General features: G+C 63.5%; 14 protein-coding genes and 2 pseudogenes. 7 read left to right on the top strand and 9 right to left on the bottom strand.

What is annotated here, in order from left to right:
* Nucleotides 1–24: 24 nt before the first annotated feature.
* The gene (locus ACVW1C_RS31390) at nucleotides 25–864 is read right to left on the bottom strand and encodes an AraC family transcriptional regulator (RefSeq protein ID WP_456761574.1); all 840 of its coding nucleotides are present in this window, start codon (nucleotides 862–864) and stop codon (nucleotides 25–27) included.
* A gap of 237 nt (nucleotides 865–1,101) precedes the next feature.
* Here ACVW1C_RS31390 and ACVW1C_RS31385 point away from each other — a divergent pair, with 237 nt between their 5' ends.
* The 3 genes from ACVW1C_RS31385 (at nucleotide 1,102) to ACVW1C_RS31375 (ending at nucleotide 5,078) form a co-directional block, all read left to right on the top strand.
* A complete protein-coding gene (locus tag ACVW1C_RS31385) occupies nucleotides 1,102–2,343 on the top strand; it encodes an ABC transporter substrate-binding protein (RefSeq protein WP_456761573.1) in 1,242 nt (413 codons plus the stop codon).
* Nucleotides 2,344–2,562: 219 nt separating this feature from the next.
* Complete coding sequence (locus ACVW1C_RS31380; RefSeq protein WP_456761572.1) at nucleotides 2,563–3,666, top strand: mandelate racemase/muconate lactonizing enzyme family protein; 1,104 nt, start codon at nucleotides 2,563–2,565, stop codon at nucleotides 3,664–3,666.
* A gap of 248 nt (nucleotides 3,667–3,914) precedes the next feature.
* Nucleotides 3,915–5,078, top strand: a complete 1,164-nt coding sequence (locus tag ACVW1C_RS31375) for an IS4 family transposase (RefSeq protein ID WP_456761571.1) — start codon at nucleotides 3,915–3,917, stop codon at nucleotides 5,076–5,078.
* A gap of 60 nt (nucleotides 5,079–5,138) precedes the next feature.
* On the opposite strand, the gene ACVW1C_RS31370 is transcribed toward ACVW1C_RS31375, so the two are convergent.
* Nucleotides 5,139–5,510: a hypothetical protein gene (locus tag ACVW1C_RS31370; RefSeq protein WP_456761570.1), complete on the bottom strand. Its 372-nt coding sequence runs from the start codon at nucleotides 5,508–5,510 to the stop codon at nucleotides 5,139–5,141.
* 195 nt (nucleotides 5,511–5,705) lie between these two features.
* Between ACVW1C_RS31370 and ACVW1C_RS31365 the strand changes: the two genes are divergently transcribed.
* A complete protein-coding gene (locus tag ACVW1C_RS31365; RefSeq protein WP_456761569.1) occupies nucleotides 5,706–5,930 on the top strand; it encodes a hypothetical protein in 225 nt (74 codons plus the stop codon).
* 244 nt (nucleotides 5,931–6,174) lie between these two features.
* On the opposite strand, the gene ACVW1C_RS31360 is transcribed toward ACVW1C_RS31365, so the two are convergent.
* Both ACVW1C_RS31360 and ACVW1C_RS31355 read right to left on the bottom strand, forming a co-directional pair.
* Nucleotides 6,175–6,609 carry a cupin domain-containing protein gene (locus ACVW1C_RS31360; RefSeq protein ID WP_456761568.1) on the bottom strand — a complete coding sequence of 145 codons (435 nt, stop codon included), beginning with the start codon at nucleotides 6,607–6,609 and terminating at the stop codon, nucleotides 6,175–6,177.
* Nucleotides 6,610–6,929: 320 nt separating this feature from the next.
* The gene (locus ACVW1C_RS31355) at nucleotides 6,930–7,586 is read right to left on the bottom strand and encodes a glutathione S-transferase (RefSeq protein WP_456761567.1); all 657 of its coding nucleotides are present in this window, start codon (nucleotides 7,584–7,586) and stop codon (nucleotides 6,930–6,932) included.
* 172 nt (nucleotides 7,587–7,758) lie between these two features.
* Here ACVW1C_RS31355 and ACVW1C_RS31350 point away from each other — a divergent pair, with 172 nt between their 5' ends.
* The 3 genes and pseudogenes from ACVW1C_RS31350 (at nucleotide 7,759) to ACVW1C_RS31340 (ending at nucleotide 11,508) form a co-directional block, all read left to right on the top strand.
* A complete protein-coding gene (locus ACVW1C_RS31350) occupies nucleotides 7,759–8,982 on the top strand; it encodes a polyhydroxyalkanoate depolymerase (protein WP_456763225.1) in 1,224 nt (407 codons plus the stop codon).
* Between the two features lie 191 nt (nucleotides 8,983–9,173).
* Nucleotides 9,174–9,968: pseudogene (locus ACVW1C_RS31345) on the top strand (substrate-binding domain-containing protein).
* Between the two features lie 220 nt (nucleotides 9,969–10,188).
* Nucleotides 10,189–11,508 carry an IS1182 family transposase gene (locus ACVW1C_RS31340; RefSeq protein ID WP_456756648.1) on the top strand — a complete coding sequence of 440 codons (1,320 nt, stop codon included), beginning with the start codon at nucleotides 10,189–10,191 and terminating at the stop codon, nucleotides 11,506–11,508.
* Between the two features lie 109 nt (nucleotides 11,509–11,617).
* Here the strand turns inward: ACVW1C_RS31340 and ACVW1C_RS31335 are convergent, their stop codons facing one another.
* From ACVW1C_RS31335 to ACVW1C_RS31315, 5 genes and pseudogenes are all read right to left on the bottom strand, one after another.
* On the bottom strand, nucleotides 11,618–13,354 hold the full coding sequence (locus ACVW1C_RS31335) for a protein kinase domain-containing protein (protein ID WP_456761566.1): 1,737 nt from the start codon (nucleotides 13,352–13,354) through the stop codon (nucleotides 11,618–11,620).
* A gap of 60 nt (nucleotides 13,355–13,414) precedes the next feature.
* Complete coding sequence (locus ACVW1C_RS31330) at nucleotides 13,415–14,233, bottom strand: formate/nitrite transporter family protein (RefSeq protein ID WP_456761565.1); 819 nt, start codon at nucleotides 14,231–14,233, stop codon at nucleotides 13,415–13,417.
* Between the two features lie 530 nt (nucleotides 14,234–14,763).
* Nucleotides 14,764–15,510, bottom strand: a complete 747-nt coding sequence (locus ACVW1C_RS31325; RefSeq protein ID WP_456761564.1) for a transporter substrate-binding domain-containing protein — start codon at nucleotides 15,508–15,510, stop codon at nucleotides 14,764–14,766.
* Between the two features lie 155 nt (nucleotides 15,511–15,665).
* On the bottom strand, nucleotides 15,666–16,091 hold the full coding sequence (locus tag ACVW1C_RS31320; RefSeq protein ID WP_173638108.1) for a DUF4399 domain-containing protein: 426 nt from the start codon (nucleotides 16,089–16,091) through the stop codon (nucleotides 15,666–15,668).
* A gap of 34 nt (nucleotides 16,092–16,125) precedes the next feature.
* Nucleotides 16,126–17,681 (bottom strand): annotated as a pseudogene (locus ACVW1C_RS31315) (SUMF1/EgtB/PvdO family nonheme iron enzyme).
* Between the last annotated feature and the right edge of the window lie 57 nt (nucleotides 17,682–17,738).

The raw sequence follows: 17,738 nt of genomic DNA, 5'->3' as shown, positions 1-17,738 counted from the left end.
CGAATTTGTGATACGAGTAGGCGCCTACTCCTCCACCGGCACCCAGATCTCGAGCCCGCCGTTGCCGCTGTTCTTGTCGAACTTCTCGTCATAACGCTCGAAGTTCGGCGCGTCCGCGACCTTCATGCCGGATTGCGGCAACCAGCGATTCCAGATCGTGTTGACGGTGCGGCGAATGGTCGAGATGTGGTCGGCGTGGGTGAACACCACGTATTTCTGCGCGGGAATCCGGACCCGCGCGAACTCGCGCGGCAGGTCGGAGAAATCGGCGACCTCGACACCCGCGATGTAATCGAAATTGCCGGCATCGTCGCCGTTGCAGCAGACACCATAGGCAACGTTACCGACCTGGCGGGGAATATGCGCGCGTTGCTGGTGGAAGCCATGCCACTGGTTCGGGATGCCGGCCGTGCTGTCATTGGCGTGGTTGTAGCGCTCGCCGATGCCGGCGACGAGAAATGCCTTGCCGGTCGCGATGCGCGGCGGATCGATGTGATCGAGAGCGGTCGAGATCATGGTGATCGGCTCCTGGAGCTTGAGCTTGGTCAGGCACGTCGTCGCGCGCACCGTCTCCGGCGTGACGCCGAAATGGTCGCGAAACGCGCGGGTGAATGCCTCGTGGGAGCCGTAATCCGCATCCAGCGCGAGCGTGAGAATGTCGGGCGCACCGGCCGCCAGCTCGCGCGCCGCCTCGCTGAGACGGCGCGCCCGCACGTAGCGCATCGCCGAAAACCCGGTCGCCTCCGCGAACGCCCGCACCAGATGGAAGCGCGAGACCCCGGCAACGACCGCGATATCATCGAGCGTCAGCGACGTGCGCAGGTGGCTTTCGATGTACCAGAGCGCCTTCTGGGCTGGATTCATGGACGACGGCCTTCCTGCAAAGCTCGGGCATCATGCGTGGCCGCGGCGCACGGCGTTTGACAGTCCTTGCTGCGCGGCCGCGAAACTGTGGTTCCGCTCCGCGAAATTTTACCGCAAAGCCGTCGCTGGCAACACCGCTGCAATCGTGCATACTCGCAGCTGCATCGATCCGACGGCTCACCAAGCTGCCCGAAAATCAAGACTGCACGAGCCGCGGCCAGCATGTCAGGGAGAACAATGATGCACCACCAACGCCTGAGCTATGTCAACTGCGTCAAGTCTGCGGCGCTTGCGGGGCTTTTGACGATCGCCGTCGCCAGCGCAGCCAACGCCCAGAAGAAATACGATCCGGGCGCGACCGACACCGAGATCAAGGTCGGCAACATCATGCCCTATTCGGGCCCGGCATCCGCCTATGCCACGATCGGCAAGACGGAAGCGGCCTATTTCAACAAGGTCAACAGCGAGGGCGGCATCAACGGCCGCAAGATCAACTTCGTCTCCTACGACGACGGCTACAGCCCGCCGAAGATGGTCGAGCAGGCCCGCAAGCTGGTCGAGAGCGACGAGGTGCTGTTGATCTTCAACCCGCTGGGCACGCCGGGCAACACCGCGATCCAGAAATACATGAACGCCAAGAAAGTGCCGCAGCTGTTCGTCTCCACCGGTGCCGCCAAGTGGAACGATCCGAAGAACTTTCCGTGGACCATGGGCTGGCAGCCGAGCTACCAGGTCGAGGCGCGCATCTACGCCAAATACATCCTGCAGAAATATCCCGGCAAGACCATCGGCGTGCTCTACCAGAACGACGATTTCGGCAAGGATTATCTGATCGGCCTGCATGAGGGGCTCGGCGACGCGGCCAAGAAACTGATCGTCGTCGAATCCTCGTACGAGACCACGTCGCCGACGGTGGATTCGCAGATCGTGCAGATCAAGGGCGCCAACCCCGACATCTTCGTCAACATCGCGACGCCGAAATTCGCGGCGCAGGCGATCAAGAAGGCCGCCGAGCTCGATTGGCATCCGGTCCAGTTCCTGACCAACGTCTCCGTCTCGATCGGCGGCGTGATGAAGCCGGCCGGCTATGAGGCGAGCCAGGACATACTGTCGACCCAGTATCTGAAGGATCCCGCGGATCACGAATGGAAGAACGATCCAGCCATGAACGAGTGGCGCGCCTTCATGACCAAGTGGTATCCCGAGGGCGACCAGAACGACGCCTCGACCGTGTTCGGCTACGGCGTCGCCAAGGGGCTCGAGCAGGTGTTGCGGCAATGCGGCGACAACCTCACCCGCGAGAACCTGATGAAGCAGGCGGCGAGCCTCAACTTCGAGATCGGCATCTATCTGCCCGGCACCAAGATCAAGACCGGACCGGACGACTATGCACCGATCGAGCAGTTGCAGATGATGCGCTTCAAGGGCGAGAGCTGGGAGCGGTTCGGCCCCGTCATGAGCGGCGAAAAGAGTTCGTAGCAGCCTTCTCGACAGTTTCGGAGTTCGTGATGCCCGGCGCCACGCCGGGCATCCACGTCTTCGACACGATTCACGAGCAAGACTTGTCACGAGCAACGCTTGCCACAAGCAAGAGCTGCGATGGCTGGAACCCAGGCGAGCCGAAGCAACGCCGTCCAGGCTGCCGCCTCCGGCCGTCACGAGCTCCTGCTACATCCTGCGATCGGAAGGACAACAACAATGAAAATCACCGACGTCCGCGCCCACCATATTCGCATTCCCTATGACGCGGGCCCTGCGAGCTTCCGCCAAGGCGCTTCCGCGATCTCGGCGCTCGACATGGTGCTGGTCGAGGTTTCGACCGATGCCGGCCTGACCGGCTGGGGCGATGCCTTCGCCTATGTCTGCCCGAAGACGAGTTGCGCGGCGGTGGCCGAGATGATCGCACCGCAGGCCCGCGGCCTCGAGGTGCCCGACGCGGCCAGCATTCCCGCCGCGATGGAGCAGATCCAGCGCAATCTGCATCTGTTCGGCCGCTACGGCATCACGATGTTTGCGATCTCGGCGCTCGACATCGCGCTGTGGGACCTCGCCGGCAAGGTGAAGGGCGTACCGCTGCATCAATTGATCGGCGGCGCCAAGCGCGACACGATTCCGGCCTATGCGAGCCTGATGCGGATCGGCAATCCCTCGCACATCGCCGCCGAGTGCACGAAGGCGATCAAGCTCGGCTACGCCGCGATCAAGCTGCACGAGACCACCGTGCCGGCCGTTGCCGCGGCGCGCGAAGCGATCGGCCCCGGCGTGCCGCTGATGATCGACATGAATTGTCCGCTGGATGGACCGGCGGCGATCCAGTTCGCCCGCGACTGCAAGCAGGCCGCACCGATGTTCCTGGAGGAGCCGATCTGGCCGCCGGAGGATTTTGCGACGCTCGCCGAGGTGCGGAGAGAAGGCCGGCTCGATATCGCGGCCGGCGAGAACGCCTGCACCGTGCATCAATTCCGCCAGATGATGACCGCGGGCGCGGTCAGTCACGCGCAGCCATCGGTGATCAAGGTCGGCGGCGTCACCGAATTCCTGCGCGTGGCGGTGCTCGCCGACGAGTTCGGCGTCCAGGTGATTCCGCACTCGCCCTATTTCGGACCTGGCTTCCTCGCCACGCTGCATCTGATGGCGATCCGCGACGAAGGCCTGATCGAAGTGTTCTTCATGAAGCGCCCCGCCTGCCTGTGGGGCGACCGCATCGACGTCGATGCCCGTGGCCATGTCGCCGTGCCGCAGGGCCCCGGGCTCGGCTACGAGCCGGATCGCGATGTGATGGAGACGTATCGGGTGGCGTGAGCCGTAAGCTGCGAGCCGCGACAACGGTGCGCCCCCTCTCCCGCTTGCGGGGGAGGGCTGGGGTGGGGGCTCTCTCCACGAGTCAGATCGTGGAGAGACCCCCCACCCGTATCGCATCTGACGATGCGATACGGCCTCCCCCGCAAGCGCAGGGCTGTCCGGGGAATGATTCACTGTGTCGCGGTGCATGCTCGGCGAAACCGAGGCAAATCGGTCTTTTCTGGTTGTCGAGACACAGAAGGCCGAGCATGCGATTTCGCGATAGCATTTTTAGTAGGCTGCTTGAACCGATCAATCGGCGGCAGTTTCAGGCGGCTGTGGATCGTCTGGACGGGGATGCCTATGACAAGTCGTTCAAGAGCTGGGATCACCTGGTAGCGCTGATCTATGCGCAGTTGAGCGGGAACAACAGCCTGCGCGCCGTGGTGACCGGCTTCAACGCCAATCCTCAGCATCACTATCACCTGGGCACCGGCAGGTTGTCCCGCTCGACACTGTCGGATGCCAACAGCCGCCGCCCGTCCAGCATTTTTGCGCAAACCTTTGCACGATTGTCGGCGATGGCAAGCCGGCAGTTGCGGGGCGAAGGCACGGAGATGGTGCGCCTGATCGATGCCAGTCCGATCCCGCTTGGCAAAGTTTGCACCTGGGCGGCGTGGAACGGCCGCATCCGCGGCATGAAGCTGCACGTGGTCTACGATCCCAAGGGCGATATCCCGAAGTGCGTCGAGGTGACGGCTGCCAACGTCAACGATATCGAGATCGGTCGCCAGACTCCGATCCAGGCCGGCACAACCTATGTGTTCGACAAGGGATATTGCCGTTTCGACTGGTGGCATAAGATCAATGACAGCAAGGCTTTCTTCGTGACCCGGCCGAAGACGAGCATCCGGCTACGCGCGGTCAGGCATCGCACCATCCGCAACAGCAAGGGGGACGGCTTCAAGATCATCGTCGACGACGAGGTGAAGCTCACCAGTAAGGGCGCCTCGCGTTTGCCGATACCGCTGCGGCGCATCAAGGTCAGGCGGGAGAACGGCAGCGTGATCACGCTTCTCACCAACGACACGACCCGAACGGCTGTCGAGATCGCCGCCCTCTACAAGAGCCGGTGGCAGATCGAACTGCTGTTCCGCTGGATCAAGCAACACCTCGACATTCGCAAGTTCCTCGGCACCAATGACAATGCAATCCGCCTGCAAGTCCTTGCTGCGATGATTGCCTACCTACTGTTGCGCATTGCCGCGCGGACCAATTGCATCAAAATGCTGCCGCTCAGGCTCGCCGAACTCGTCAGCCAGTTCCTGTTCACCCGGCGAGCCTTCGCCAGCATCGAAAAGCCTCCGCCAATCAACCCTGGCCGTCGCAAATCCACAACGTCCCTCGACCAGATGGAACTCTGCTATGGTTGAACTTCCCCGGACAGCCCTGCCGCAAGCGGGAGAGGCGAAGAGACTGCCGATGGACTTTGCCTACTTCGTCCCATCCTTCGCGGTCGGCGTCGCATCCTTCGCCGGCGGCACGTCGGCTTTCTTCTTCAGGTCTTCGGTCAGCTTGACCTGCGCCGCCTGCAAATCGGTGACGAGCTTCTGCAAGCCCGCGATTGTGCTCTTCAGGCTCTCGATCTGCCGGTTGGCGGCGTCGAGCTTCTGCTGATGATCCGATGCGAGCTTGCCGATCGTCTTCTGCAGGAAATCGACGTTGCTCTGCAGACAGCTGGTGCGCCGCTCCATCGTCTTCTCGACGGTGCAGATCTCGATACCGGGAACGTCCTGCGCATGCGCGGTTCCGACGAAGCCGAGTGCAAGCGGCACGAGCAAGGCAACAACGAAACGCGCGATCATCGGCATCCCCAATCACATGCGTCATTCACAGTTTTGTGCTCGCGACGCTGAAAGCCAGGCACACATACCACACTGAAACCGCATTCGAGCGGTGTGCTTGACCCATTACGGGGACTACTCGTGGGGACGGGGGCCTTCGGAACTAGTTTGGTTCGACCCCTTTTGGCTCGACCTTGGGCAGTGGAGACAGATCGTATGGCTACGCGCGAAAAACGGCTGGCGCAATTCGACGGCAATGGTGAACCTTCGCCGGACCAACGCGTGGAAGTGCTTTGTGAGGATCACAGCGGAACGTATCAGTTGCCGTTCGCCTGCCGCTTCATCGACGGCCAGTGGCGCAACGACACAACCGGCGGCGCGCTGGAGGTCAACGTCATCGCCTGGCGCATGCCACGCGTGAAGCAGGCGGGCATGGCCTGAGGGCGCATTGGCGCGCTGTTTCAAAACGCGACGCGCACGCGAGGCGTTTTAAGATTTGGAACGTGGATGGAACGAACCGCGTCCGAATCACTGATCGAGCAACGTACTCCGTTGTTCACGGCTAGATGTGGTCGTCAGTCCGAGGCAGCGCACCACATACAGAAGCATGACGATCGGCCGCAGCCAGCGGCCGACGACAAAGGTTAATTCCTCCGCGGACGACATTTGCGCTCCCTCCTCGCGATCATTTCCACGGCGTCACCGGCGGCACGGTCTCGGTTGCGGGCGGCACATCCACGGTCTTGAAATCGGCGGGGCTGACGATCTCGAGGTATTCCATGTCCTTCGAGTAATCGAACAGATAGTGGGTGATGCCGGGCCGCTGATGGATCACGTCGCCGGCCTCGACCAGCGTCTCCTTGTCCTCATACATGAAGCGCGCCCAGCCCTTGGTCATGATGACGATCTGAAAATCGCACAGATGCTTGTGCCAGCCGGTGCCCTGTTCCGGCGGCAGGTCGGGATTGGCCTTGACCAGATGGCAGATCACCTGCCCGCCGGTGGCATCGGCGATGCCGAGATCGCGATACAGGAAGAAGTCGCGCAGACCTCCGCCCTTGAACTCGGTGTCACTGGGTTTGACGTGGGAGAATTTGCTGACGACGGCGTGCTGGTTCATTTCAAGCCTCCACGGTTCTCGTGTTCGCGAGATCGCGGCGCGGGCTCAGCGTCCAAATTTTCGGCAGCGTCGCATCGTCGCGGTCACAGCTCGCTTGTTGCTATGCGAAATCCTTGCCAGCCCGATTGTGCTGCGGCGATCGGTCCCGCCCTGCGCCGATATCGCCGCCGAAGCATTTGGCGCGAGGCACATATTTGCGTTCGGCGGCTGCCGGGCGCGCCCGCCGCGCGCAGCCGGTGCTGGACGCCGAAGGCACGTCCATTGAGCAAGGCTTGCCTGGAGCTTGAGCCGCCGCCGCGGGCAGGCCGGGCGCGCGCTGCCTAATATTCGACCTCGAGCTCCTCGACATCGGCCGGCTCCGCCTTCGCCGCCTCGATCCATTCCTGCATCTCGGGCATGGTCATGATGGCGCTGGCATACACCGCAAGGGCCGGTTCGAGCTTGACGTCATAGGTCATGAAGCGGGTCACGACCGGCGCATACATCGCGTCCGCCATGGTGCGGCGTTCGCCGAACAGGAACGGGCCGCCGGACTTGCCGAGACAGTCGCGCCAGATGGTGCAGACGCGGTCGATATCGGCCTGCGCCCGCGACCAGATCTTGAAGCCGGGAAAATGCCCCTTGAGGTTGACCGGCAGCGAGGACCGCAGCGTGGTGAAGCCGGAATGGATTTCGCCCGAGATCGAGCGGCAATGCGCGCGCTGGATCCGGTCCTCCGGCAATAACCCGGCGTGTGGCATGACCTCGTTGAGATACTCGCCGATCGCCAGCGTATCCCAGACGGTCGCGCCCTCGTGGCGCAGGCAGGGCACCAGGATCGACGACGACAGCAGCAGCAGTTCGGCCCGCGCCGCGGCGTCATCGGGCGCGGTGACCACCTCCTCGAATTCCAGCCCGGCGAATTTCACCAGCAGCCAGCCGCGCAGCGACCAGGACGAATAATTCTTGCTGCTGATGGTGAGTGTCGCTTTCGCCATATCGGATCCTCACGCCTGAACGCGTCCTTGTCCCCGGTGACCGCGCGCCGGTCCAGCCGCCGCGCCCCGGAGCCGTTCAATTTTGCAGCAAGCCACGTGCCAATTTGCCGGGCACCCCGCCCCCGCTCTGGCGTCGATATTGCATAGCCAGCCGGGCCAGGGGCGGATGCGTATGATGTCAATGATGTACCAAGCCTATCAGAACCACATGGACCTCACCGCGCCATGGCGGACCGGGGCTGCAGCGGCGCTGAAATACCTCAATCTGGTGCCGCAGGGCGCCGCCGACCGGGTGTACGGCCGGCTCGCGGCGGCGCTTGAGCTGATTTCGCGCTCCACCCTGACCTACGCCCGTCCTGACTACGCCATCGGCAGCGTGTCCACCGGCAACCGGGAATACCAAGTGACTGAGGAGGTCGCCTACGCGACGCCGTTCGGCTCGCTGCTGCATTTCAGGAAGGTGGACGGCCCGGAGCAGCCGCGGCTCTTGCTGGTGGCGCCGATGTCCGGCCATTTTGCCACGCTGCTGCGCGGCACCGTGAAGACGCTGCTGCAGGACCACGACGTCTACATCACCGATTGGCACAATCCGCGCGACATCCCGCGCCAGGAGGGCCGCTTCGGGCTCGAGGACTACACCGACCACCTGATCGACTTCCTCGGCCAGCTCGGCCCGCGCGCGCATATGGTGGCGATCTGCCAGCCGTCGGTGTCGGCGCTGGCGGCAGCCGCGGTCATGTCCGAAGATAATCATCCGGCGCGGCCGGCATCGCTGACCCTGATGGCCGGACCGATCGACACAAGGATCCTGCCGACCAAGGTGAACGAATTCGCCAAGAGCAAGCCGATCAAATGGTTCGAGGACAATCTGATCAACTACGTGCCGATGCAGTGCAAGGGCGCGCTGCGTCAGGTCTATCCCGGCTTCGTGCAGCTCACGGCGTTCGTCTCGATGAACCTGGAACGTCACATCAAGCAGCACATCGACCTCGCCGACCATCTCGCCAAGGGCGAGACCGCCAAGGCCAAGGTGATCAAGACCTTCTACGACGAGTACTTCGCCGTGATGGATCTGCCGGCGGAATTCTACATCGAGACGGTGCGCGATGTGTTTCAGGAGCATCTGTTGCCGCAGGGCATGCTGATGCATCGGGGCCGCCCAGTGAATCCGGCGGCGATCCGGCGCATGGGCCTGATGACGGTGGAGGGCGAGAAGGACGACATCTGCTCGATCGGCCAGACGCTCGCCGCCCAGGACCTCTGCACCGGCGTGCGCACCTATCGCAAGGTGCACCACATGCAGGCCGGCGTTGGCCACTACGGCGTGTTTTCCGGCAAGCGCTGGAACAACGAGATCTACCCGCTGCTGCGCGATTTCGTGCATGTGAATTCGTGAGTGAATCGCGGCGGTCTTTCCCGTCATTGCGAGCGAAGCGAAGCAATCCATATCTCCAGCTGGGGATGGATTGCTTCGTCGCTTCGCGCCTCGCAATGACGGCGGCACAACCCTAGTCACGCATTCCCTCGCGCAGTAATCTCCCCGCCTACGACGACCTGTTTCCCAAGAATCGTCCAGGGAGAAACTCCATGCGCGCCGCCACCGCCTTCCGCGTCCTCACGCTCGCCGTCATCGGCACCCTCGCCCTCACGTCGGCCGCATCCGCCGCCGAAGTCCATGTCATGATCTCGGGCGGCCTGACGGCGGCCTACAAGGCGCTGGTGCCGGAATTCGAGCGCAAGACCGGGCACAAGGTGGTGACCGCCTTCGGGCCGTCGATGGGCACCACGACCAACGCCATTCCGGTGCGGCTGGCGCGCGGCGAGCCGGCCGACGTGCTGATCATGGTCGGCTATGCGCTGGGTGACCTCATCAAGCAGGGCAAGGTGGTGGCCGACAGCCGCGTCGACCTCGTGAAGTCGCCGATCGGCATCGCGGTCAAATCAGGCGCGCCACAGCCGGACATCAGCTCGGCCGATTCAGTCAAGCAAGCGCTGCTGGCGGCGAAATCGGTCGCCTATTCCGACAGCGCCAGCGGCGTCTATGTCTCGACCGAGATGTTCGGCAAACTCGGCATCGCCGATCAGATGAAGGACAAGGCGAGGATGATCCCGGCAACCCCGGTCGGCGAGATCGTGGCCAAGGGCGAGGCCGAGATCGGCTTGCAGCAGATCTCCGAGTTGAAGCCTGTTGCCGGCATCGATATCGTCGGTCCGCTGCCGGAGCCGTTGCAGAAGATCACGGTGTTCTCCGCCGGCATCGCGACCGTCTAGAAGGAGCCCGATGCCGGCAAGGCGCTGATCGGCTTCCTCGCCTCGCCGGACGCGCGCGACGCGCTGGTCAAGAGCGGGCTCGATCCGATTGCCGCCGGCGCGACGCATTAGCGAGGCGCTGAACCGCGGGTGCTGACCCTGCACCGTCATCCTGAGGAGCGCGCAGCGCGTCTCGAAGGATGCACGGCCCGGCCGGGGCCGTCGACCCTTGGAGACGCGCGCAAGTGCGCGCTCCTCAGAGCGTGTGAATTTTTCCTGTTTTAGACTGCCGATGTAGCCGGTTCGGTCGGGATGTGATTCTCTGCACGGAGCGAGTTGCGGGGGATGGAAGATGGCCGGGGACAAGCTGTTCGGAGAACTGCCTGAGCGGTCGAAGCCGCAAACTGATGGGGCGCCGTTGGGCTCGCCGCGGCTGCGCGAACCGAAGCGCGATCAAGTTGAGCTGCGAGCGGTCGATATCGAGAGCCTCATTGGGGAGGGTCATCCGGCGCGGGTGATCTGGTCCTATGTCGAAGGTCTCGACCTGAGCGAGCTTGAGGATCGGATCAAGGCCCGGGGCCACAGGCCTGGTCATCCGGCGACCTCGCCGCGACTTTTGTTGGCGCTGTGGCTCTATGCGACCAGCGAGGGGGTGGGGAGTGCCCGGGCTCTGGAGCGGCTGTGCGAGAGCCACGATGTCTATCGCTGGCTGTGCGGCGGGGTGTCGGTGAATTATCACTCGCTGGCGGACTTCCGGGTCGGATATGCCGATTTGCTCGACCGGCTGCTGGCAGAACATCTGGCGGCGCTGGCCGAAGTCGGCTTAGTCGATCTCGACACGCTGGCGCAGGATGGCGTGCGGATTCGGGCGAGCGCCGGAGCAGCCTCGTTCCGGCGCCAGGCAACCCTCGACCGGCATCTGGGGGTGGCGCAGGGGGTCGTGGAGGAACTCAAGCGAGAGGTCGATGCGCGCTCCGACGCGAGCAACCAGCGCATCAAGGCGGCCAAGGAGCGCGCAGCACGTGAGCGCGCGCAGCGGCTGAAGGCGGCACAGGCAGCGCTTGAGGAGATCAAGCGCCAGCGTCAAGCGCGCGCGGAAGAGCGCAACAACGGCAAGACGCCCAAGGAGCCGCGCGCCTCCACCACGGACCCACAGGCGCGCGTCATGAAGATGGCCGATGGCGGCTTCCGCCCGGGGTACAATTTGCAAGTGGCAAGCGTGGCCGGAGAGCAGATCGTCGTCGGGTTCGAGATCACCAATGCCGGCTCAGACCGCGGCCTCATGCGGCCGATGCTCGAGCGGACGCGCGTGCGGATTGGTCGTCTTCCGGGGCGCCATCTCGTCGACGGCGGCTTTAGCAGCGCCCACGACATCGAATGGGCGCACAGCCAGGGAGTTGAGGTCTTCTGTCCACCGACACAATCCAAGCACGGCACCGATCCCTCCCTGCCGCGGCGCGGGGATGGCCCGGGTGTCCTGGCTTGGCGGGCTCGGATGGCTAGCGAGGCCGGCAAGGCTCAGTACAAGCTTCGCTCGATCTGCGAATGCATCCATGCCCGCTGGCGAAACTGGAACCTGCGGCAACTGACCGTGCGCGGCATCGAAAAGGTCCGCGCTGTCGTGCTCTGGTACGCACTCGCCAACAACATCCTGCAAGGCCATCAAATCTGAAGCTTCGGCTATCCCGCCAACACACCAGAAATTGGCGAAACAAAAAGATTCACAAGCTGTCAGGGTGACGGGGATGGACCTCCCGGCACGCTATTCAACTGAACCTTCGCTACCGCAAATGATGCGCGCCGTAGGCCAGCAGCAGCACCACGACGAGCGTCAGCAGCAGCGTGGTCGACTTCCAGAACAGCACCGGGTTGCGCTCGATCAGCGGGGTCGATGACGTCGTCAGGTATCTTGCGTTGGGATTGCGCAGATCGAACAGGAACTCCGAGAAGGTGTCGTAGCGTTTGAGCGGATTGGCGTGCACGGCGCGCTCCAGCGTGCCGTCGACCCAGCCCGGGATGTCGCGGCCGCCATGCGCAGCCGGACGATAGACCAGCCGGTTGAAGTCGGATCGGGTCCGGGCGCGCGCGATCTGCGCACCGTAGGGCAAGCGGCCGGTCAGCATCTGATAGGTCACGACGCCGAGCGAGAACAGATCGGAGCGCGCGGTGCCGCCCTCGCCCAGGAAATACTCCGGCGCGGTGTATTGCTGGGTGCCCAGAATGTCCTCGACGCCCGCCGGCGCCGCATCGGCAACGCCCGAGATCCGCGTCGAACCGAAATCGATGATCTTCACCGTTCCGGACCTGTCGATCATGATGTTGTCGGGCCTGACGTCCTGGTGCAGCATCTCCTTGCGGTGGAACGCGCGCAGCCCTTTTGCAATCTGCTCGGTGATGTCGCGCACTGTTTCCAGCGCGGGAGCAGGATTGTCGATCATCCACTGCGTCAGGGTCTGGCCGTCGATATACTCCATCGCGACATAGAGAAAGTTGCGCTTGCGCTGCGGCAGAAACGGCTTCAGCACATGCGGGCTGTCGATCCGCCGGGCGACCCACTCCTCCAGCATGAAGCGCCTCAGATAGGCGCCATCGTCGCGCAGGTCGATCGAGGGAATCTTGATCGTGACCGTGGTGCCGCTCTCCTCGTCAACCGCGAGATAGATGTGGCTGCGGTGCGATGCATGCAGCTCGCGGACGATGCGGTAGCCGTCGAACAGCATCCTTGCATCGAGCAGCGGCGGCAGCGCCAGCTCGGTGGACTGGCCGAACACCTCGCCGGCGTCGCCGTCGGGCAATTCGTCGATCCGGATGATCTGCGCGGTGAGATTGTCCGGGCTGCCGTTCTCATAGGCCAGCTCGACGATCGATTTCGCGGCGGCATCGAGATCGGCAGCGCCGTCGAGGATCATCCGCGCCAGCTGCCGCGCGGGAACGTGCTCGTAGATTCCGTCGGTCACCAGCAGGAAGGTGTCGCCCCGCTCGAGCCGGAGATTCTGGTAGTCGATCTCGAGCTGCGGATTCACGCCGAGTGCGCGGCCGAGATAGCTCTGCTGCGACGACAGCACGACGCGGTGGTCGTTGGTCAGTTGCTCGAGGCTGTTGCCCGCGACGCGGTAGATCCGGCTGTCGCCGACATGGAACAGATGCGCCGTGGTCAAGCGGATGACCAGGGCGCTCAGCGTGCAGACGTAACCCTTGTCCTTGTCGTAGGGGTACTGGCTGCGCCTGGTCTGGGCGTGCAGCCAGGAATTGGTCGCCTCCAGCACCCGCTGCGCCGAGGTCTTCACCGACCAGGATTCCGAGGTGCAGTAGTAATCGGTCAGGAAGCTCTTGACCGCCGACTCCGCGGCAATGCGGCCGACGCTGCTCGAGGAGATACCGTCGGCAAGCACCACGGCGATGCCCTTCAGGCCGAGCAGCGGCTCGTCGGGGATCAGCACGCCGTGGAAATCCTGATTGGTGTCCTTGCGGCCCTGATCAGAGAATTGCCCGACCGATATTGTCAGCGCGCGCGGCATCGACCGTCCCAATGCGAATGGGGCCCTCCGTGACAGGAGAGCCCCATAAGCCGGCCAGGATCAAGCCGCGAGGCGCTGGCGCTTCGGCGCCGTCTTCACATGCGTCGTGTAGAGCGTGAGCCCGGTGAAGGCGAGACCGCCGGCGAGGTTGCCCAGCACGGTCGGGATTTCGTTCCAGATCAGGTAGTCCATGATCGAGAACTTGGCATGGAGCATCAGTCCCGACGGGAACAGGAACATGTTCACGACCGAATGCTCGAACACCATGTAGAAGAACACCAGGATCGGCATCCACATCGCAATGACCTTGCCGGGCACGGTCGTCGAGATCATGGCGCCGACGACGCCGGTGGAAACCATCCAGTTGCAGAGCATGCCGCGGATGAACAGGGTGGCCATGCCCGCCGCGCCATGCGCCGCGTAGCCCAGCGTTCGCGCCTCGCCGACGTTTCCGATGGTCATGCCGACCTTGTCGGGCTCCTGCGTGAAGCCGAAGGTCGTCACGAACGCCATCATGAACGCCACCGTGAGCGCGCCGGCAAAATTGCCGACGAAGACGAGGCCCCAATTGCGCAGCACGCCGCCGAGCGTGACGCCCGGCCGCTTGTCGAGCAGCGCGAGCGGTGACAGCACGAACACGCCCGTCAGCAGGTCGAAGCCCAGCAGATAGAGCATCACGAAACCGACCGGAAACAGCAGCGCTCCGATGATCGGCTGTCCGGTATTGACGTTGATCGTCACGGCAAACCAGGCCGCCAGCGCGAGGATCGCACCGGCCATGTAGGCGCGGATCACAGTGTCACGCGTCGACATGAAGATCTTGGATTCGCCGGCGTCCACCATCTTGGTGACGAATTCGGACGGTGCGAGATAGGCCATTCGTAAATTCCCCTTGCGCAATTCGGCCGCGCCGGTTGCCTGCCGGAAGCGACGCGGGTTGGATTAATTGCTCGTCCATCCGGGGGAGTTAGGGGGTGCAACGATTGCTCGCGACGCCCGGGCGGGGCGCCTTGATCCCCTCACCTCGGCCTGCATTGGCTTCGGCAATCCGGAGGACGGCAGTCGTCGTTGACTGTTGCATCTAAAAGCAATGGCCATGCCAACCGGAGCCGCTCGCGGACGGTATTAAATCCTTGTCAATCCAATGAGTTAGAGAGGTAACGCAGGAACTGCCCAGCGCGATGGCGCGGAATTATGCAGCATGCCCAGATGTCACCCAAGGGGGCGCGCCTCTTCATCCCCGTCATCCCCGCGCAAAGGCTTTGCCTTTGTCGCTGGAGGAGCGCGTAGCGCGTCTCGAAGGATGAACGGCCCGGCTGGTGGCCGTCGACCCTTCGAGACGCGCTGCGCGCTCCGCAGGGTGACGGGGATAGTTGAGAATTGCGGAGATAGAGCCGATACGCGCCGGTCTACTTCACCTCGGTGCGGACCGGGGAGCCCTTCAGCCCGTTATTGTCATAGGCCTTGCGCAGCGTGCCGTTGGCGATCGCATCGGTCATGAACCTGGTGGCGAACGCCGCGGCCAGCGGATGGTTGAGCGGCACCGCAACCGCGGTGACGGTCTGCTTGAAGGTCTCGTCCAACACGCGGCTGCCCGGAATCTTTTTGGCCATCGCATTGAGCTGATCGCGCGACAGCGCGAACGCGTCGATCTCGCCGCTCTTCAGCAGATTGAAGATCTCGTCATAAGTCTGATAGCCCGTGACCTTGGCGTGCTTGAGGTGTGCGATCGCGCCGCGCATCGTGGTGGTGGCGTTGACGGCAGCGACCTTGACGCCGTCCTGGTCCAGTGCGGCGAAATTCGCGATCGCGGAGCCTGGCTTGACGATGTAGGTGGCGTCGGCAACCTCGTAGATCGGCCCGAACGTCATCCTGGTCTCGCGCACGGGATCCTTGGGCAGGAAGGTGATGTCCCAGCTATTGCTCGACGCCGCGTCGGTGATCTGGCCGGAATTCTGGTACACGACATAGTCGACGGGAACGCCGAGCTGCGCCGCCATCTCCCTGCCGAGATCGACGGGAACGCCGGCATAGCCATTCTCGGTCCGAGTCGACCAGAACGCGCCGCCCGCCGGGCTGATCGCGATCGCGACCCGGAGCTTTCCGGTCGGCGCGATCTGATCCTTCAAGGCGTCGGCATTGGCGGATGTGGCCATGATAATCAATCCCAGAACGAGGCCAGCCAGACGCAGCAATCGCGACAACATCGGACGCCCTCCACGCCGGGTCTAGCGCCCGGCGGTCCGCAACAAACCGCACGAGGCCGCTTTGCGCAAGCGGCGGTTCGCGCAAGGGAGCTATCCGTGTCGGCCTATTTGACCCGGATGGTGATTTTTTCGGAGACGACCGGCGGGTTGAATGGATAGTGCTTGGCGTCGCCCAGCACCAGCTGCAAGGTGTGCTTGCCGGGCGCCAGATCGAGCTGCGTCTCGGTCTGGCCCGCACCGAAGTGCTGGTGAGACTTGTCCGACGGGATCGGCTCATTCGGATTCAACGGCTCATCCACATCGATCAGAAGATGGTGATGGCCACTGTTCGGGTATTCGTCGCCGGCATGCGTAATGCCCATGTTGCGCAGCCCAAAGCGGCACCAGAACGGGCTTCTGACCTTAGCTCCGTCGTGCGGCCAGATGAAATACAGCTTGGCGTCTTTCCCCGCCGGTTTGTTTTGCGCGATGGCCGGACTGGCGAGCAATGTCAGTGCCGCAGCGAGCACGATCAGGCCTGCACTTTTCATAACCCCTCCAAACCTGGCGATTGCAGACGATCTCTCAGGGAGACAGCGCGACCCGGAAACCGTGGGTCGGGTAGCGAACATTGGTGTCGTAATTGTCGCGATTGGCCGGACGGACATAGCGTGCATCATTCTTCCAGGAGCCCGAACGAATGACGTGGGAGGCACAGTCGCCGCCGGACCACACCGCACCGTCGGCCGGGGCGCCCTGGTAGTTCCTGTGCCAGCAATCCTCGACCCACTGATCGACACTGCCACCCATGTCGTAAAGACCGAACGGATTCGGCTTGAAGCTGCCGACCTTGACCGGCTGTTCTGAGCCGTCAGCGCCGCCGCAATCCTTGCAACCGGCATTGCCCGATTGCATCTGGTCGCCCCACCAGTATCTCGATTGCGTTCCACCGCGCGCCGCATATTCCCATTCGGCTTCGCTCGGCAGCCGGTAGGCCTTCCCGGTACGCTCGGCGAGCCACGCCACATACTGTTTCGCGTCGCTCCAGCTCACATTGGTGACCGGCACGTCGTCCTTGCCGCCGGCCGTGAAGTCACAGGCCTTGGCCGCCGCGCAGGCGTTCCATTCCCGCACCGTGACCGGATATTTGCCCATCGCGAACGACTTGACCGTCACCCTGCGGATCGGGCGTTCCGAGGGATCGTCATTGCTCCCCATCGAGAAGCTGCCGCCCTGGAGCGCAATCATTTCGGGCTCCGGCACCGACGCCACGGCTGGACTAGTCGAGGGTGCGGCTTGCGGTGTCGCTTGCTGTGCCGGCGCGGCACCTGGGATCGGACTTGATGTCTGGCCTGGAGGCTGAGCGGGAGCGGCGGTTGTTGCCGGCTGCTGAGGTGCAGGCGATGCCGTCGGCGCGGAAGGCGCCCGCGCCACGTCTGTCAACCTGCCGCGCGATTGCGCGAGCATGTACCAAAGCGCACCCGCGGCGATGATTGCGATGGCCAATCCGAGCAGCGTCAGCAGGATGGACTCACGACGCCTGCGCGTTCTTTGGTATGCGGCGGCGTCCGGCAGCACGCGATAAACCCGGACCGGATCGGTGATGTTCTTGACCTTCTTGTCGCCGAGCGATTCATACCCGCAGACCATCTTGTGCTTGATCTGCTCGTAGATGCCGCCGGAAATGAACACTTCACCGGGCGCCGCAATCCCTTCCAGACGCGAGGCCACATTGACGCCGTCGCCAAAGATGTCGTCGGCCTCGATGATGACGTCGCCGAGATTGACGCCGATCCGGTACTCGATCCAGCGATCTCTCGCGATCGCCGCGTTGCGGCCGATCATGTTTTGCTGAATCACGATGCTGCAACGGACGGCCTCGACCGGACTGTCGAACATCGCGATGAAGCCGTCGCCGGTGGTCTTGACCAGCTTGCCGTGGTGCTCGGCAATGGTAGGCTCGATCAGATCGCGCTCGATCCGCTTGACGCGGTTGTGGGTGCCCTCTTCATCGAGCTGCATCAGGCGGCTGTAGCCGGCGATATCGCCCGCAACGATCGCGGCAAGGCGCCGCGGCATATCGCTTCGCCGGGCGGTGGCTTGCCCGGCTTGCCGGATTTGAAGTCGCGAATTTCGCCCATGGCCTCGGCTGCTCCACAAACCACAAATGGCAGTGACCGGCGCAACCGGCGCCTTGG

Source organism: Bradyrhizobium sp. USDA 4011 (genome assembly GCF_054063415.1).
The sequence above is the reverse complement of the archived record's forward strand: the minus strand, read 5'-3'. Positions and strand labels throughout refer to the sequence as shown.

Coding starts and splice junctions, on each gene's coding strand:
- ACVW1C_RS31335 (WP_456761566.1), bottom strand. CDS start 13,354: ATGCCGCGCGCGCTGACAATATCGGTCGGGCAATTCTCTGATCAGGGC.
- ACVW1C_RS31380 (WP_456761572.1), top strand. CDS start 2,563: ATGAAAATCACCGACGTCCGCGCCCACCATATTCGCATTCCCTATGAC.
- ACVW1C_RS31355 (WP_456761567.1), bottom strand. CDS start 7,586: ATGGCGAAAGCGACACTCACCATCAGCAGCAAGAATTATTCGTCCTGG.
- ACVW1C_RS31370 (WP_456761570.1), bottom strand. CDS start 5,510: ATGATCGCGCGTTTCGTTGTTGCCTTGCTCGTGCCGCTTGCACTCGGC.
- ACVW1C_RS31330 (WP_456761565.1), bottom strand. CDS start 14,233: ATGGCCTATCTCGCACCGTCCGAATTCGTCACCAAGATGGTGGACGCC.
- ACVW1C_RS31350 (WP_456763225.1), top strand. CDS start 7,759: ATGATGTCAATGATGTACCAAGCCTATCAGAACCACATGGACCTCACC.
- ACVW1C_RS31320 (WP_173638108.1), bottom strand. CDS start 16,091: ATGAAAAGTGCAGGCCTGATCGTGCTCGCTGCGGCACTGACATTGCTC.
- ACVW1C_RS31360 (WP_456761568.1), bottom strand. CDS start 6,609: ATGAACCAGCACGCCGTCGTCAGCAAATTCTCCCACGTCAAACCCAGT.
- ACVW1C_RS31325 (WP_456761564.1), bottom strand. CDS start 15,510: ATGGCCACATCCGCCAATGCCGACGCCTTGAAGGATCAGATCGCGCCG.
- ACVW1C_RS31375 (WP_456761571.1), top strand. CDS start 3,915: ATGCGATTTCGCGATAGCATTTTTAGTAGGCTGCTTGAACCGATCAAT.
- ACVW1C_RS31340 (WP_456756648.1), top strand. CDS start 10,189: ATGGCCGGGGACAAGCTGTTCGGAGAACTGCCTGAGCGGTCGAAGCCG.
- ACVW1C_RS31390 (WP_456761574.1), bottom strand. CDS start 864: ATGAATCCAGCCCAGAAGGCGCTCTGGTACATCGAAAGCCACCTGCGC.
- ACVW1C_RS31365 (WP_456761569.1), top strand. CDS start 5,706: ATGGCTACGCGCGAAAAACGGCTGGCGCAATTCGACGGCAATGGTGAA.
- ACVW1C_RS31385 (WP_456761573.1), top strand. CDS start 1,102: ATGATGCACCACCAACGCCTGAGCTATGTCAACTGCGTCAAGTCTGCG.